Annotated in this window: 11 protein-coding genes and 1 tRNA gene; 6 read left to right on the top strand and 6 right to left on the bottom strand. The window is 73.7% G+C overall.

Annotated features, from left to right (window positions below; genetic code table 11):
* The first annotated feature begins 126 nt into the window (after positions 1-126).
* Together J7F03_RS35195 and J7F03_RS35190 are read left to right on the top strand one after the other, a co-directional pair.
* Positions 127-1,779, top strand: a complete 1,653-nt coding sequence (locus J7F03_RS35195) for an MFS transporter (protein WP_214956770.1) — start codon at positions 127-129, stop codon at positions 1,777-1,779.
* A 108-nt stretch (positions 1,780-1,887) separates the two neighbouring features.
* Complete coding sequence (locus tag J7F03_RS35190) at positions 1,888-2,697, top strand: hypothetical protein (protein ID WP_251072958.1); 810 nt, start codon at positions 1,888-1,890, stop codon at positions 2,695-2,697.
* Between the two features lie 117 nt (positions 2,698-2,814).
* Here the strand turns inward: J7F03_RS35190 and J7F03_RS35185 are convergent, their stop codons facing one another.
* The 3 genes from J7F03_RS35185 to J7F03_RS35175 all read right to left on the bottom strand — a co-directional run bounded on the left by J7F03_RS35185 (position 2,815) and on the right by J7F03_RS35175 (position 7,354).
* On the bottom strand, positions 2,815-3,687 hold the full coding sequence (locus J7F03_RS35185) for a DivIVA domain-containing protein (RefSeq protein ID WP_214956768.1): 873 nt from the start codon (positions 3,685-3,687) through the stop codon (positions 2,815-2,817).
* 144 nt (positions 3,688-3,831) lie between these two features.
* Positions 3,832-6,339 carry an SUKH-4 family immunity protein gene (locus tag J7F03_RS35180; protein WP_214956767.1) on the bottom strand — a complete coding sequence of 836 codons (2,508 nt, stop codon included), beginning with the start codon at positions 6,337-6,339 and terminating at the stop codon, positions 3,832-3,834.
* A gap of 7 nt (positions 6,340-6,346) precedes the next feature.
* Entirely contained in the window at positions 6,347-7,354 is a 1,008-nt protein-coding gene (locus J7F03_RS35175) for an SMI1/KNR4 family protein (RefSeq protein ID WP_214956765.1), read from the bottom strand.
* A gap of 480 nt (positions 7,355-7,834) precedes the next feature.
* Between J7F03_RS35175 and J7F03_RS35170 the strand changes: the two genes are divergently transcribed.
* Together J7F03_RS35170 and J7F03_RS35165 are read left to right on the top strand one after the other, a co-directional pair.
* On the top strand, positions 7,835-8,299 hold the full coding sequence (locus J7F03_RS35170) for a YwqJ-related putative deaminase (protein ID WP_214956787.1): 465 nt from the start codon (positions 7,835-7,837) through the stop codon (positions 8,297-8,299).
* A gap of 5 nt (positions 8,300-8,304) precedes the next feature.
* Complete coding sequence (locus J7F03_RS35165) at positions 8,305-8,811, top strand: SUKH-3 domain-containing protein (RefSeq protein WP_214956763.1); 507 nt, start codon at positions 8,305-8,307, stop codon at positions 8,809-8,811.
* Here the strand turns inward: J7F03_RS35165 and J7F03_RS35160 are convergent.
* Genes J7F03_RS35160 through J7F03_RS35150 form a run of 3 tightly spaced genes read right to left on the bottom strand, consistent with a single transcriptional unit; the run spans position 8,808 to position 11,186 of the window.
* The gene (locus J7F03_RS35160) at positions 8,808-9,350 is read right to left on the bottom strand and encodes a ferredoxin (protein WP_214956762.1); all 543 of its coding nucleotides are present in this window, start codon (positions 9,348-9,350) and stop codon (positions 8,808-8,810) included. The two genes, J7F03_RS35165 and J7F03_RS35160, sit on opposite strands and share 4 nt — an antisense overlap.
* A gap of 25 nt (positions 9,351-9,375) precedes the next feature.
* A complete protein-coding gene (locus J7F03_RS35155; protein ID WP_214956761.1) occupies positions 9,376-9,903 on the bottom strand; it encodes a ferredoxin in 528 nt (175 codons plus the stop codon).
* A gap of 20 nt (positions 9,904-9,923) precedes the next feature.
* Entirely contained in the window at positions 9,924-11,186 is a 1,263-nt protein-coding gene (locus J7F03_RS35150; protein WP_214956760.1) for a sensor histidine kinase, read from the bottom strand.
* Between the two features lie 280 nt (positions 11,187-11,466).
* Between J7F03_RS35150 and J7F03_RS35145 the strand changes: the two genes are divergently transcribed.
* Together J7F03_RS35145 and glmU are read left to right on the top strand one after the other, a co-directional pair.
* Positions 11,467-11,538: transfer RNA gene (locus tag J7F03_RS35145), tRNA-Gln, on the top strand.
* A 110-nt stretch (positions 11,539-11,648) separates the two neighbouring features.
* Positions 11,649-13,097, top strand: coding sequence for a bifunctional UDP-N-acetylglucosamine diphosphorylase/glucosamine-1-phosphate N-acetyltransferase GlmU (gene glmU / locus J7F03_RS35140; RefSeq protein ID WP_214956759.1), 1,449 nt, complete (start codon positions 11,649-11,651; stop codon positions 13,095-13,097).
* Positions 13,098-13,197: the final 100 nt, after the last annotated feature.

The raw sequence follows: 13,197 nt of genomic DNA, 5'->3' as shown, positions 1-13,197 counted from the left end.
CCGCACCGGTTAAAGAACAAGCTAGGGGATCTCGGCCCTGCGGACGAGGCGGCCTAGGGGGTTACCGTCCCGTGACGCGGCGGTGAGAGGGTGTCCGCGCAGGTACGCACGGGGGAAAGGCACTTCATGGACTCAGGGGAGAGCCCGGGCACGAGCACCGGCGACAGCGCCGCGGGTCCACCGGGCGTACCCGGTGGCAGCTCCGGAGGCGACCCCGGCAGCGACCCCGACAGCGACCCCGGCGGGCCGGCCGCCGCGAAGACCCCGGCGCGGACAGCGGCCCCGCCCGCACGGCCCCGTACCGCCGTCGTCGCCGCGCTGATGCTGACCATGAGCCTCGTCGCCCTCGACGGCGCCATAGTCTCCACCGCCGTCCCGCAGATCGTCGGCGACCTCGGCGGCTTCGCCGTCTTCTCCTGGATCTTCTCCGGCTACATCCTGGCCGGCACCGTCACCCTGCCCGTCTACGGCAAGCTCTCCGACACCTACGGCCGCAAGCCCGTCCTGCTCCTCGGCATCAGCCTCTTCCTGATCGGCTCGCTGCTGTGCGCGGCCGCCTGGAACATGGCCGCCCTCATCGCCTTCCGGATCCTCCAGGGCCTCGGCGGCGGCGCACTGCAGGGCACCGTCCAGACCCTGGCCGCCGACCTCTACCCGCTGAAGGAACGGCCGCGCATCCAGGCCCGGATGTCCGCGGTGTGGGCCACCTCCGCACTGGCCGGCCCGGCGCTCGGCGGACTGATCGCCTCGTACGCCGACTGGCGCTGGGTCTTCCTGCTCAACCTGCCGCTGGCCGCCGGCGCCCTGTGGATCATCAACCGCCACCTGGTCGAGCCCACCCGGCCCCCCGGCCGCCGCGGCCCCGTCGACTGGGCGGGAGCGCTCGGCGTCTTCGCCTGCGGCGGACTGCTGCTCTTCGCACTGGTCCAGGGCGGGGTCACCTGGCCCTGGATGTCCGCGCCGTCACTGGGACTGCTGGGCGCCGCCGCGGCACTGGGCGTACTGGTCGTCCGGATCGAACGCCGGGCCGCGCAGCCGATCCTGCCCGGCTGGGTGTGGCGCCGGCGCACCATCGCCGCCGTCAACCTCGCCATGGCCGCGCTCGGCCTGCTGATGGTCGCCCCGATGGTGTTCATGCCGATGTACGCCCAGACCGTGCTCGGGCTCGGCCCCACCGGCGCCGGCCTGGTCACCTCGGCGATGACCCTGAGCTGGCCCATCAGCGCCGCCCTCGCCCAGCACGTCTACCGGCGCATCGGCTTCCGCAACACCGCCGCCACCGGGGTCGCACTGGCCGCCGTCGTCCTCTGCTCCTTCACCCTGCTCCCGTACCCCGCCCCGGTCTGGCAGCCCGCGCTGATCATGCTGCTGCTGGGCGGAGCCCTCGGCCTCTTCCAGCTGCCGCTGATCGTCGGGGTCCAGTCCACGGTGGGCTGGGAGGAACGCGGAACCACGACGGCCTCGGTGCTGTTCTGCCGCAATGTCGGCCAGAGCGTCGGAGCCGCGCTTCTGGGGGCCGTCGCCAACGCCACCATCGCCGGCAGGCTGGCGGACGCCCCGGTGCCCGGGCTGCCGACGCACCTGGACGACGTGGCCAAGGCCCTGGACCAGCCGCAACTGCTGTCGCCGGCCGCCGCGGAGCACCTGCGCCGGGCGGTGGCAGCCGCCGGGGACCACATCTTCGCCGGCGCGACGGTGGCGGCGGTGGCGGCGGCGGTGGTCCTGCTGCTGGTGGCGCCGCGGCGGTTCCCGGTGCTGCCGGAGCAGCGCGAGGGCTGAGGGGCGGGCTCGGGCGGGGGCCGGCGGGCGGGGCGACAGGCGGGGCGGCTTGTCATGGCCCGGCCGAGTGGGTAACCCTCTGTGGAGACACACTCCCGGGGGGACACCATGCTTTCCGCACTCTTCGCACTCGCGTTACTGGCAGCCCTGGCGGGCCCGATCGGCCGAAGGCTCGTACGCCACCCCGGCTTCGTCACCGGCCGCGACGGACGCCTCTCCACCTCCACCACCCTGGCCCTGGCCTGGACCGTGCTCCTGCTCTGGCTGCTGCTCACGACCCTCGCCTACGGGCTCACCGCGGGCGGCGGCACCGACTGGTTCCGGGGCGCCGACGGCCCCCTGTCCAACCTGACGACCGTCTACCTCCCGCTCCTCGGCGGCCCGTACACCGCCCTGATCGCGGCGAAGACGGTCGTCGGCATGCGGGTGGAGCACGGCAGCATGGCCAAACCCGCGCCGAAGGACACCAATCGGCGCCCGCTGCGCGACCTGATCGCCAACGACGGCGGGCGCACCGACCTGGTCGACCTCCAGTACGTCGCGCTGAGCGCGGTCACCATGCTGTACGTGGTGGCGTTCTTCGTGGCGGACGTCGGAGGCGGGCTGCCGAAGCTGCCCACCGAGATGTGGGCGCTGACGGGGGCGCCGGCGGGCGCCTATCTCCTGAACAAGATGGCGGCGCGGGCCACTCCGGTGATCACGCGGGTCTCCGTGGCCGACGGCTTGCTGGTCGTGGAGGGCGGCGGCTTCGCAGACGACTCGCGGATCGAACTGGACGGCTCGGTCCTCGCGACCGCGGTCACCCCGACGGGGGCGCTGGAGGCGCCCCTTCCCGCGCCTGCTCCGGCCGCCTTCACCGTGGTGGTCACGACCCGCGGCCTCCGCAGCGACCCGTCCCGGTACGCTCCCGCGGCCTGACCCCGCCCCGCGCCACGTGCGAGCCGATGCCGGGCAAATTCAGCCCCGCCGGCGATGAGGCGCGGCCATGGCGTCGCGGCCGGAGGCGGGCTCGCGGGCACGGGCCGGCGTGGGCGGTCAGCCCTCCGCCGGGGCGCGGCCCGTCAGGGCGGCGAGGCTGGAGCGGACGTGGTTCATGTGGGCCCGCATCTCGTCCTGCGACTCCGCGTGTTCGCGCAGGATCCGGTCCGTCTCCCGCCCGACCCGTTCCTCCGCCACCCGCGCCTCGGCGATCAGCTCCGCGCCCCGCGCCTCCGCGTCCTCCTGACCGTGCCGCGCCGCCTCCTGCGCCTGCGCGAGCGCCCGCTTCGCCTCCGCCAGCCGGGACTCCGTATACCGCTCCAGCTCGGCGTGGCGGGACTCCAGCTCCGCATCCCGCACCGCCAGCTCCCGCTCCGAGGCGTCCCAGCGCTCCGCGTGCTCCTGCTCCCGCTCCGCGAGCAGCGCCTCCGCCCGGCGCGCCATCTCCGCCAGCCCCGCCTGCGCCTCCGACCGCCACTCCGCCGCGCCGTCCCGCGCCTCCGCCCGCGTGTCGTCCGCCTCCCGGCTCGCCCGCAACAGCCCCTGCCGGGCCCGGACCTCGGTCTGCTCGCGCACCGCCTCCGCGTCGGTGCGCGCCAGTTGCGCCACCCGGTCGGCGTACGCCTCCGCGGCGCCCGCCGCCTCCAGGGCGTCCGCCCGCGCGTCCGCCCGTAGCGTCTCGGCCTCCTCCTGGGCCAGCAGCAGGATCCGGCGGGCGCGCTCGCTCAGCTCGTCGTACGTCTGCGGGGCCAGTCCGGAAACCTCCGCGCGCAGCCGCTCCGCCTCCGCCTCCATCCGCTTGGCCAGCACGGTCAGCCGGGCCACCCGCTCCCAGGCCTCGTCCCGGCTCCCCGACAGCCGCGCGAGATACCGGTCCACCTCTTCCATCCGGTAGCCGCGGCCGCGCACGGTCGTAAAGGGTGCACTCATGCTGGAAGCGCCTCTCTCGCGGGGATTCCTGTCAAGGATGCGTCATTTGCTCCCAGAAGCCCGAATGGCCGGGCCGGAACCCCGTTCAAGGGTCCCGACCCGGCCACACGCGACCATCGCCGATCAAGGCGGTTCAAGGGCGGATTACAGCAGTCCGTCCCACATCTGCTCCAGCAGCACCGACCACCAGTTCTCCGGCGACGCCAGTGCCGCACTGTCCAGCCCGGCCAGATTCGCCTGGAAATCGCCGGTCCAGCGGCCCGCCTGCTCCGGCGTCAGATGCTGTCGCATCCGCCACATGTGACCGAGCATCGCCAACGACCGCACGAACTGCGGCAGCGAGGAGTTCACGAACTGCGGAGGCACCGGAGCGCCCCCCGGACCGGCCTCCACCGGCACCGCCACGATGTGCGCCGTCCCGTACTGCACGCACAGCGCCTTGCCGAAGTCGCTGCCCACGACCAGGTACGAGCCCGCGTCCGAAGCCGGCTGCACCTGGCGCTGCGCCGCCAGCTCGGCCAGCGTCGGCAGGGGAGCACCCGGTACCGCCTGCGCCCAGAAGAACGGCCCGAAATCGACCGGCAGACCCGACCACATCAGCGTCTGCGCCACGATCTCCGGCACACCCTGCCGGGACACCGCGCGCTGCTCGAAGCGGAACACGCCCTGCGGCCCGAACGCCCCCGCCAGCTCCTGCGCGATCGCGTCCAGCGGGATCGCCGGCTGCAGCGGCACCTGCGGCAGCGGCGCGCGCACCGGCGCGGGTCGCGCCGGGCCGTCCGCGACCTGGTGCAGCTCGCCCTGATGGGTCAGCAGGTGCCGCATGCCCTGCTGCCGGCCCGCGTGGTCCGTCCCGTACGGGGCCACGCTCGTGATCCGGACCTGCGGCCACGTCTCCCGGATCATGCGGGCGCAGTAGCCGCCGGGCAGCTCGCACGACGCCAGCTCCGTGTGCAGCTCCAGCACCTGCTGCGGCGGCACGTTCATCGCCCGCAGCTCGTACAGGATCTGCCACTCCGGGTGCGGGGTGCCGGGCGCGGAGCGGCGGATGAGCTGCTGCTCGGAGCCGTCGGGCGCGCGGTAGCGCAAGACGGCCTGGTAGCCGGGTCCGACCGTGGGCACGCCCATGTCCTGCGGCGCGGGTAGGGGCGTCTGCGGCGCGGGACCGGGGCCCTGCGGCGCGGGACCGGGCGGGCCGGGCGGCGCGGGCGGCTGCCCGGTGACCGCGGGACCGGCCAGCATCGTGGCGGCATGGTCCAGCCCGCCGCCGGGCGTGCCCGGAGCGCCGGGCGCCCCGGGGGGACCGGGCGGCTGCGGTACGCCGGGACCCGCGAGCATCGTGGCCGCGTGGTGCGCGCCGGCGCCGGGCACACCGGGCGGACCGGGGGGCGCGGGCTGCTGCCCGGCGCCCGGAACTCCGGGGGGACCGGGAGGAGCGGGCTGCTGCGGTCCACCGGGGCTCGCCAGCATGGTGGCGGCGTACGCGGCTCCGCGCCCGCCGGACCCGCCGGGCACCCCGGGCGGGCCGGGAGGCGCGGGCGGCTGCCCGGTGACCGCGGGACCGGCCAGCATCGTCGCGGCATGGTCCAGCCCGCCGCCGGGCGTGCCCGGAGCGCCGGGGGGACCGGGAGGAGCGGGCTGCTGCGGTCCACCGGGGCTCGCCAGCATGGTGGCGGCGTAGGACGGGGACTGCGAACCGGAGCCCGGAGCGCCGGGCGGACCCGGCGGCGTCACGGGACCGGGGGCTGCAGGCCGGTTGATCCGGGCCTTGCTCGTCGGCGCGTCGGCGATGTCACCCGAAGCCGGGCCGGAGCCCGCACCGGAACCGGGGCCCGGGCCGGGGCCCGGGCCGGACGGTCCCGCGTTCAGGTCCAGCGCGGGCGCGACGGCGGTCTTCGGCAGCTCGCTTCCCCTCGGCATCAGCGTCGTCCGCGCCTCCGGGCCCGGCCCGGACGGCGCCGGGGCGTCCTCCAGGTCCGACCCGGACAGCGGCGGCGCGAACACCGTCGCCGGCAACGGCACGGACACCGAGTCCGCACCGGGGTTCACATCGGTCCCGGCCCACGGCGTGGCCCCGGCCGGGACCCCGTCGTTGGCGGTCGGCTCGTACGGAACCTCGCCCCCGCGCCGCAACGGCACCGGCACCGGCTCCGCGGCCACAGCCGGCCCGGAAGCAGCGGGAGCGGCCGGATCCACCGCGGGAGCCGAAGCAGCCGGAGCAACCGGATCGGCCGGCGAAACCTGCGCGGCCTGCGCGGTCTGCGCCACCGGCGCCGCCGGAATCCCCGCCCGGTCCGCCGCCTCCTGCAGCCACTCCGGCGGACTCAGCATGAAGGAGGTCTGCTCCGAGTCGATGCGCGGCACCGGCACCGAAGCCTCGGCCGGCGCGGCCGAAGCCCCGTACTCCTCCTCGTAGCGGCGGATCACCTCACCCACCGGCAGTCCGGGCCACAGCGTCACCTCACCGCTGTCCCGCGCGATGACCAGCCGCTGGCGGCCCGCACCGGACACCGGCCCGGCCGCGCGGTCCTCGGCCCACACCACGAAACCGAGTCCGAACTCCCGTACCCGCACCTCGCGGTGCTGGTACGCGGGCACGTCCCCGTTGATCCATTCCTCGGCGCGCTCCTGCGCCTGCGCAAACGTCACCATCGAGCCGTCACCCCTCCACCGGCGCCGAAGCCGGCGCGGCACCCGTCACGGGAACCGCACGCGCGAATCCGCCGTCCACCATCAGACCGGCCACCGTTTCCAGCTCCGGTGGATTGCCCGCCAGCCGCTCCAGGAAGGCATCGAAATCCGTACCGCACGGCAGCAGCAACCGCTCCACGCGCTCCTGCACGGACCAGCCGTCCCGGTCGCGCGCGTCGTCGTACGGAGAGAACCAGACCGAGCCGAGCGACTCGCCCCGCACCTTCACCGCGACGAGACCGCCCTGCGCGAAGGCCACGCACAGGTAGTCCTTCGTCAGGTGGTCCCGCAGACACTTGTTGACGTAGACGAGGTCGTTGACCGCCGCCTCCTCGCGCACCGTGAAGAACGGCTGGTCCACCAGCAGGCCCAGCGCCACGTCCAGCCCCGCGCCGACCGGCGCGCAGCCGCCCGCCGCCTTCAGGAACGAGCGGTACGCCTCCGGGAGCCGGAAGCCGAGGTCCTCCTCGACGCCCTGCACCTGCGCCTCGGACACCGAGACCACCGACTTCGGCAGCCCCAGGTGCACCGGGCGCACTTCCTGCAGGGGCCGCGTCCCGCGCTTCTCGTGGTCCACCGCCGCCGTCGCCAGCCCCGCGTGGTGCCGCAGCAGCGCCTTCACCTCGACCGGGACCAGCTCCATCCGGCGCGTGCCGGACACGTGGTGCCAGGTCCAGCCGTGCGGGGTCGCCACCGGGCCGACCGTGTCCCACAGTTCGTGGCCGGTCGCCAGCATGGCGGCGTTCGCGGACACGCAGTCCGTGAGGCGCAGCTCGTCCACGCCGAAGCCCTCCGGCGGTTCGGCGATCTCCACCGCCGCCCGCGCGTAGGGCGCGAAATCGGGATGCCCGTTCGCGTCGATGCGGACCCCGTGAGGATGGCGCGCTGCCCGGACGGGGTCCGGGAAATGCACGACCTGCCCCGAATAAGCGGCGTTGGGTGGCGCGGCCTGCTGCCCGAGCCGACCTGTCGTCATGGCGGTAGCCCCCTGCTGGATCTGGCTGGTTCACCACAGCCTATGTGCTCCGGCAAGGGCGTCACCCGCTCACGAGCGGGGCACCGGCGCGACAGCCGGGAAGATCCGAATTGATACGAATATTCGACCCCGCTTCCACATGTCAGCGGACATTTGACAGGCTGTCCCCGCAGCACGGGGGCGTGCGCGACAGCGGTTCACCGCCGCAGCCACGGGAGGGAGAGCGCAACCATGCAGAACACGGCCACCCGCACAGACGCGGCCGACGCCGCGTCAGGACCTCTGGGACCCCTGGGATCCCACGGACCCGCCGGCGCCTCGGGCCCCACAGGTCCCACGGGAAACGGCGCCCCGGCGACCGTCCCGACGCAGGGCCACGGCTCCGGCCACACCGCCGCACCCGACACGGACAACGCCGCCGCGAACGGCCCCGCAGCCGACCCCGCCCACGGCGGCGGCCCCGGCCCCGGCGACCCCCGCCTGCGCTGGAGCAGCGACGACGGCCGCCCCACCGTGCCCACCCTCCGCTTCCGCCGCGACGGCATCCTCCCCACCGTCGCCGCCGCCCTCTCCGTACGCGGCGAAACCCTCACCGGCACCGCCGGCAAGGCCGACCAGCCCCCCGCACTGCACCCCCTCGTCCAGGACTTCCTGGACACCCTCACCAGCGGCCAGCGCGAACGGTTCACCGGCCGGTGTCCGGAGGCGCTCCTTCTCTCCCGGCACCTCGCCGCCGTCGAGAGCTCCCGCAGCAAACGCGCCTCGCGCAAGCCCCTCACCCCCAGCGAGGCCCGGCGCTCCCTCAAGCACTCCAAGATCACCGCCCGCCGCATCCGCGAGGACGGCGACCCCCTCCACGGCACCTACGCGCCCCCCTGCCGCTCCTGCGAGGCCCTCCTCGCCCACTTCGGCGTACGCCCCGTCGACCTCACCCACCCCGAGTAGCCGCCATGACCACCGCATCCGCTTCCTACGACCGCTCCTCGGCGGCCCGCTTCCCCGTCGCCGTGGACTCCGCCCTGCGCACCGCCGGATGGGAGCCGGGCCGCTGGGACATCAAGCAGGCCGAGTACTGGGCCGACGCACTGCGCGACCACACCACCCCCGCCGGACACCGCCACACCGTCTTCCCCGCGGCCGTCGAAACCTGGGCGGAATTCGGAAACCTCACGATCACCGCCCCCGGCCCCGGCCGCCAGATCGCCCCGACCTCCATACGGCTGGACCCCCTCACGGGCCTCCACCTCGCCCGCACCTTCGCCGACCTCGGGCGCGCCCTCTCCACCCAGCTCTGCCCCCTCGGCGTCGAGGCCGACGGGACCTCCCACCTCGCCCTCGACCGCGAGGGACGCATCTACTGCGTCGACCACACCGGTGACTGGTACCTCGGCGCGAACCTCGACGAGGCCCTCACCCTCCTCCTGACCGGCCTCCAGCCGACCCGCCTGACGACCTAAGCCGCCAGCTCCGGAAGCCGCTCCCCGGCCACGGGGTAGCGGCCCTCCTCCAGCCGGAAGAGGTACGCCCGCAGGTCCCCGGCGAGCCCGCCCGCCAGGTAGGCGCGGAAGTGGCGCGCCCCGGCGGCCGCGTCGCGGTCGGCGCGGTGGACGCTCCCCTCGTACTCCGCCAGCGTGGCCGCCAGGTGCTCCTCGACCCGCCCCCGCTCGGCCCACCACCGCCGCACCGCGGCCGGGGTCCACCACAGGTCGCCGTCGCAGGCGTACTCCTGGAACGGCTCCTCGTCGGCCGCGTCCACGACCTGGCGGACCTCCCCCGGATCGCGGGGCTGCCGGAACACGTATTCGAGGCAGTGCTCACTGCTCGCCGCGTACATCACGTTGTCCGGCGCGTTCAGCCGCCCGGTCCAGCACGTGTCGGTCTCACCCGTGTAGAAGGGGCCCGGCACGTTCAGCCAGAGCCGCTTCTCCCACCGCCCCTGGAACAGCTTGCGGTCCTCGCCCGTCAGCTCGGCCACCGGATCCCAGCCCACCGTCATCCCCACTTCCCCCTGTCCGCCCGCTTCACAGCCCCGGAACCCGCTCCCCTGCCTCGGGGTAACGGCCCTCCTCCAGCCGGAAAAGATACGCCCGCAGATCACCGGCCAGGCCGCCCGCCAGATACTGCCGGTAATCCCGCACGCCGGCAGCCGCGTCCAGGCTCTGCGCATCGGACCACTTCGCGAATTGGGCGGACGCCGCCGCGAGATCCTCATCGACCCGCCCCCGGTCACCCCACCACTCCCGCACCAGCCCCGGCGTCCACCGCGCGTCCCCGTCGCACGCGTAACCGGCGGTCACCTCGACAGTGGCGGCCCGGGCCAGCGCCCGCGCCTCCGCCGGATTCCGCGGCTGCCGGAACACGTACTCGGTGAAGTGCTCGCCCTCGTACAACACGTTGTCCGGCGCCTCGATCCGTCCGGTCCGGCAGGTGTCGTTGTCACGCGTGTAGAACGGCCCCGGCACGTTGTTCCAGAGCCGCGCCTCCCAGTACGGACAGTGCGTCCCGTAAGCCCCGAAAGCACCCCGCTCCTCGTCCGTCAGCCCCGCCACCGGATCCCAGGCCGTCCCCGCTACCCCCGCCCGCCCGGCAGCACCGCCGAGACCTTGAACCCGCCCTCGTCCGTCGGTCCGGACACGAACACCCCGCCCAGGCCGAGCACCCGCTCCCGCATCCCGACCAGCCCGTTCCCGCCGCTCGGCAACCCCGGCTCGGCCGCCTTGCCGTCACAGGGCCCGTTCTCCACCTGCATGGCCACCTCACCGTCCCGGTGCGCCAGCCGTACGACGACCCGCGCGCCCGGAGCGTGCTTGTGGCAGTTGGTCAGCGCCTCCTGCACCACCCGGTACGCCGTCTGCTCGACCTCCGCCGCGTAGGAGTCCCCCGCACCCCTCACATCCAGCTCCACGGCCATCCCGGCCGCCCGCGACTGCCCGACCAGCGCCTCCAACTCCCCGAGCGTCGGCCCGTCCTCCAGACTCCCCGCCAGGCCCAGCGCCGGCGCTACGGGCACGGACGCCGGCTTCGGCTTCGGCGCCTCGGCCCGCAGCACCCCGAGCATCTCCCGGAGCTCCGTCAGTGCCTGGCGGCCCATGTCCCCCACCAGCGCGGCGTTCTTCACGGCCTTCCCCGGGTCCTTCAGGGCGATCGCCTGCAGGGCCGCCGCGTGCACCACCATGAGCGACACCCGGTGGGCCACCACGTCGTGCATCTCCCGCGCGATCCGGGTCCGTTCCTCCGTACGGGCCCACTCGGCCCGCTCCTCCGCCCGGTCCGCGAGCAGCGACAGCTCCCGCTCGAGGGAGTCCGCGCGTTCCTGCAGGCTCTCCATGAGCCGCCTGCGGGCCCCTATGTACAGACCGAACAGCACTGGCGGCACGGTCAGCGCCACCGCCACGAACACGGACAGCAGGACGACGAGCGTGCTCCCGGCCTCCGCGTCCCCGCGGGTGCGCATGTACATCACGACGAAGGTCGCGGCCAACGACATCGAGGTGAGGACGGCGGTGATCCGCCGGGGCACCTCGGAGGTGGCCAGCGTGTACAGCCCGACCACGCCGAGCAGGAATCCGATCGCGGCGGGCGACACGGCGATCCCGACCAGCACCACGGCGATCGGCCAGCGCCGCCGCAGCGTGAGCGCGGCCCCCACCACGAATCCGAACAGCACCCCGGCGGGGACCGGGATCCCGGCCTCGTGCGCGAATCCGATCCCTTCCCACGCGCACTCGACGGCGGACACCCCGCCGAGCACCACGTCCCCCACGGCATCCCGCCGCCGCGCCCACCACAAAGGCGGCCCAGCGCGGCCTTCCACATCCCCCGTACTGGTCATGCGGACCAGCGTACGCAGAGCCCCCGGCACAAGGGCGACCGTAATTCCCGCAAACCGCTGGTAATCGCACGTACGGACGATCAGCCCGGCACCCAGGGCCGGAATCCCGCATTCCGGACGGCATGGGCGACAACGTGGCCGACACGCACCGGGGTTGCCCGACGGTGCGTGCCCTCAAGGGCTCCGATTTGTACCGTCGCACCGAAGGCGCCTGGTGCGGCATAGTAGGAGCCGTCGAACCAACCATGAGGACGTAATGTCTGATTTGGTTGATATGTAATCCCCTGTGGTGTAATTGGCAGCACTGAGGCTTTTGGTGCCTTATGTTCGGGTTCGAGTCCTGACAGGGGAGCTCCGCACGCTCGGGTCCTGACCATTTCGGTCGGGACCCGGCCTCGTTTCCGGGGCCCGGCCCACCGGTATCCTTCACGGGTCCACCACCCGAAGCCGAAGGGCACACCCGTGAGCGCCAACCGCCCGGCAGCCGTCGTCGTACTCGCAGCGGGTGAAGGCACCCGCATGAAGTCGGCCACACCCAAGGTTCTGCACGAGATCAGCGGGCGCTCGCTCGTCGGTCACGTCGTCGCCGCCTCCCGCGAACTGGACCCCGCGCACCTCGTCGTCGTCGTCGGGCACGCCCGCGAGCAGGTCACCGCGCACCTCGCCGCCATCGACGCCGACGTCCGCACCGCGGTCCAGTACGAGCAGAACGGCACCGGGCACGCCGTCCGGATGGCCCTCGAAGAGCTCGGCGACCGGCCGGCCGGGACCGTGGTCGTCGTCTGCGGCGACACCCCGCTGCTGACCGGCGAGACCCTGGCCGCGCTGACCGCGACGCACGAGGCCGACGGCAACGCCGTCACCGTGCTGACCGCCGAGGTGCCGGACTCCACCGGCTACGGCCGCATCGTCCGCGACGAGGTCACCGGCGCGGTCACCGCCATCGTGGAGCACAAGGACGCCACCGACGCCCAGCGCGCGATCCGCGAGATCAACTCCGGGGTGTTCGCCTTCGACGGCGCCCTGCTCGCGGACGCGCTCGGCAAGGTCCGCACCGACAACAGCCAGGGCGAGGAGTACCTCACCGACGTGCTCGGCATCCTGCGCGAGGCCGGCCACCGCGTCGGCGCGGCCGTGGGCGCGGACCACCGGCAGATCCTCGGGATCAACAACCGGGTCCAGCTCGCCGAGGCCCGCGCGCTGCTGAACGCGCGCCTGTTGGAGAGCGCCATGCTCGCCGGCGTGACGATCGTCGACCCGGCGAGCACGCTCGTCGACGTGACGGTGACTTTCGGCCAAGACGCGATCGTCCACCCCGGCACCCAGCTCCTCGGCACGACGCACATCGCCGAGGAGGCCGAGGTCGGCCCCAACACCCGCCTGAAGGACACGTACGTCGGTGCGCGCGCCCGGGTGGACAACACCGTGGCGGACACCGCCGTCGTCGGCGAGTCGGCGACCGTCGGCCCCTTCGCGTACCTGCGTCCGGGCACGAACCTGGGCGCCAAGGCCAAGGCCGGCACGTACGTGGAGATGAAGAACGCCACGATCGGCGAGGGCACCAAGGTCCCGCACCTCTCGTACGTCGGCGACGCGACGATCGGCGAGTACACGAACATCGGCGCGGCCAGCGTGTTCGTGAACTACGACGGTGAGCACAAGCACCACACGACCGTCGGCTCACACTGCAAGACGGGTTCGGACAACATGTTTGTGGCTCCCGTCACCATCGGGGACGGCGCCTACACGGCCGCCGGGTCCGTGATCACGAAGGACGTGCCGCCCGGCGCACTGGCCGTGGCCCGTGGCCAGCAGCGGAATATCGAGGGCTGGGTGGCCCGCAAGCGTCCGGGAAGTGCCGCCGCTACAGCGGCTCAGTCGGCGGTCGACGAGGACTCCGGCGAACGCTGAGGTGAACTGACCGGAAACGGCTACGCCCGAGACGGCGTACCGTGATAGGTGCACGCAATTCGGCTGGCTCACCGTGTGCGGGACGGACGCACATGGGGGC

This window comes from Streptomyces sp. ISL-43 (genome assembly GCF_018614195.1).
Classification (GTDB): Bacteria; Actinomycetota; Actinomycetes; order Streptomycetales; family Streptomycetaceae; genus Streptomyces.
This window is presented reverse-complemented; position numbering and strand designations above follow the sequence as displayed.

Excerpts from the sequence above, each read along its gene's own strand:
- J7F03_RS35180 (WP_214956767.1), bottom strand. The coding sequence starts at position 6,339 with ATGGTGACGTTTGCGCAGGCGCAGGAGCGCGCCGAGGAATGGATCAAC.
- J7F03_RS35175 (WP_214956765.1), bottom strand. The coding sequence starts at position 7,354 with ATGACGACAGGTCGGCTCGGGCAGCAGGCCGCGCCACCCAACGCCGCT.
- J7F03_RS35160 (WP_214956762.1), bottom strand. The coding sequence starts at position 9,350 with ATGACGGTGGGCTGGGATCCGGTGGCCGAGCTGACGGGCGAGGACCGC.
- J7F03_RS35195 (WP_214956770.1), top strand. The coding sequence starts at position 127 with ATGGACTCAGGGGAGAGCCCGGGCACGAGCACCGGCGACAGCGCCGCG.
- J7F03_RS35190 (WP_251072958.1), top strand. The coding sequence starts at position 1,888 with ATGCTTTCCGCACTCTTCGCACTCGCGTTACTGGCAGCCCTGGCGGGC.
- J7F03_RS35185 (WP_214956768.1), bottom strand. The coding sequence starts at position 3,687 with ATGAGTGCACCCTTTACGACCGTGCGCGGCCGCGGCTACCGGATGGAA.
- J7F03_RS35165 (WP_214956763.1), top strand. The coding sequence starts at position 8,305 with ATGACCACCGCATCCGCTTCCTACGACCGCTCCTCGGCGGCCCGCTTC.
- J7F03_RS35150 (WP_214956760.1), bottom strand. The coding sequence starts at position 11,186 with ATGACCAGTACGGGGGATGTGGAAGGCCGCGCTGGGCCGCCTTTGTGG.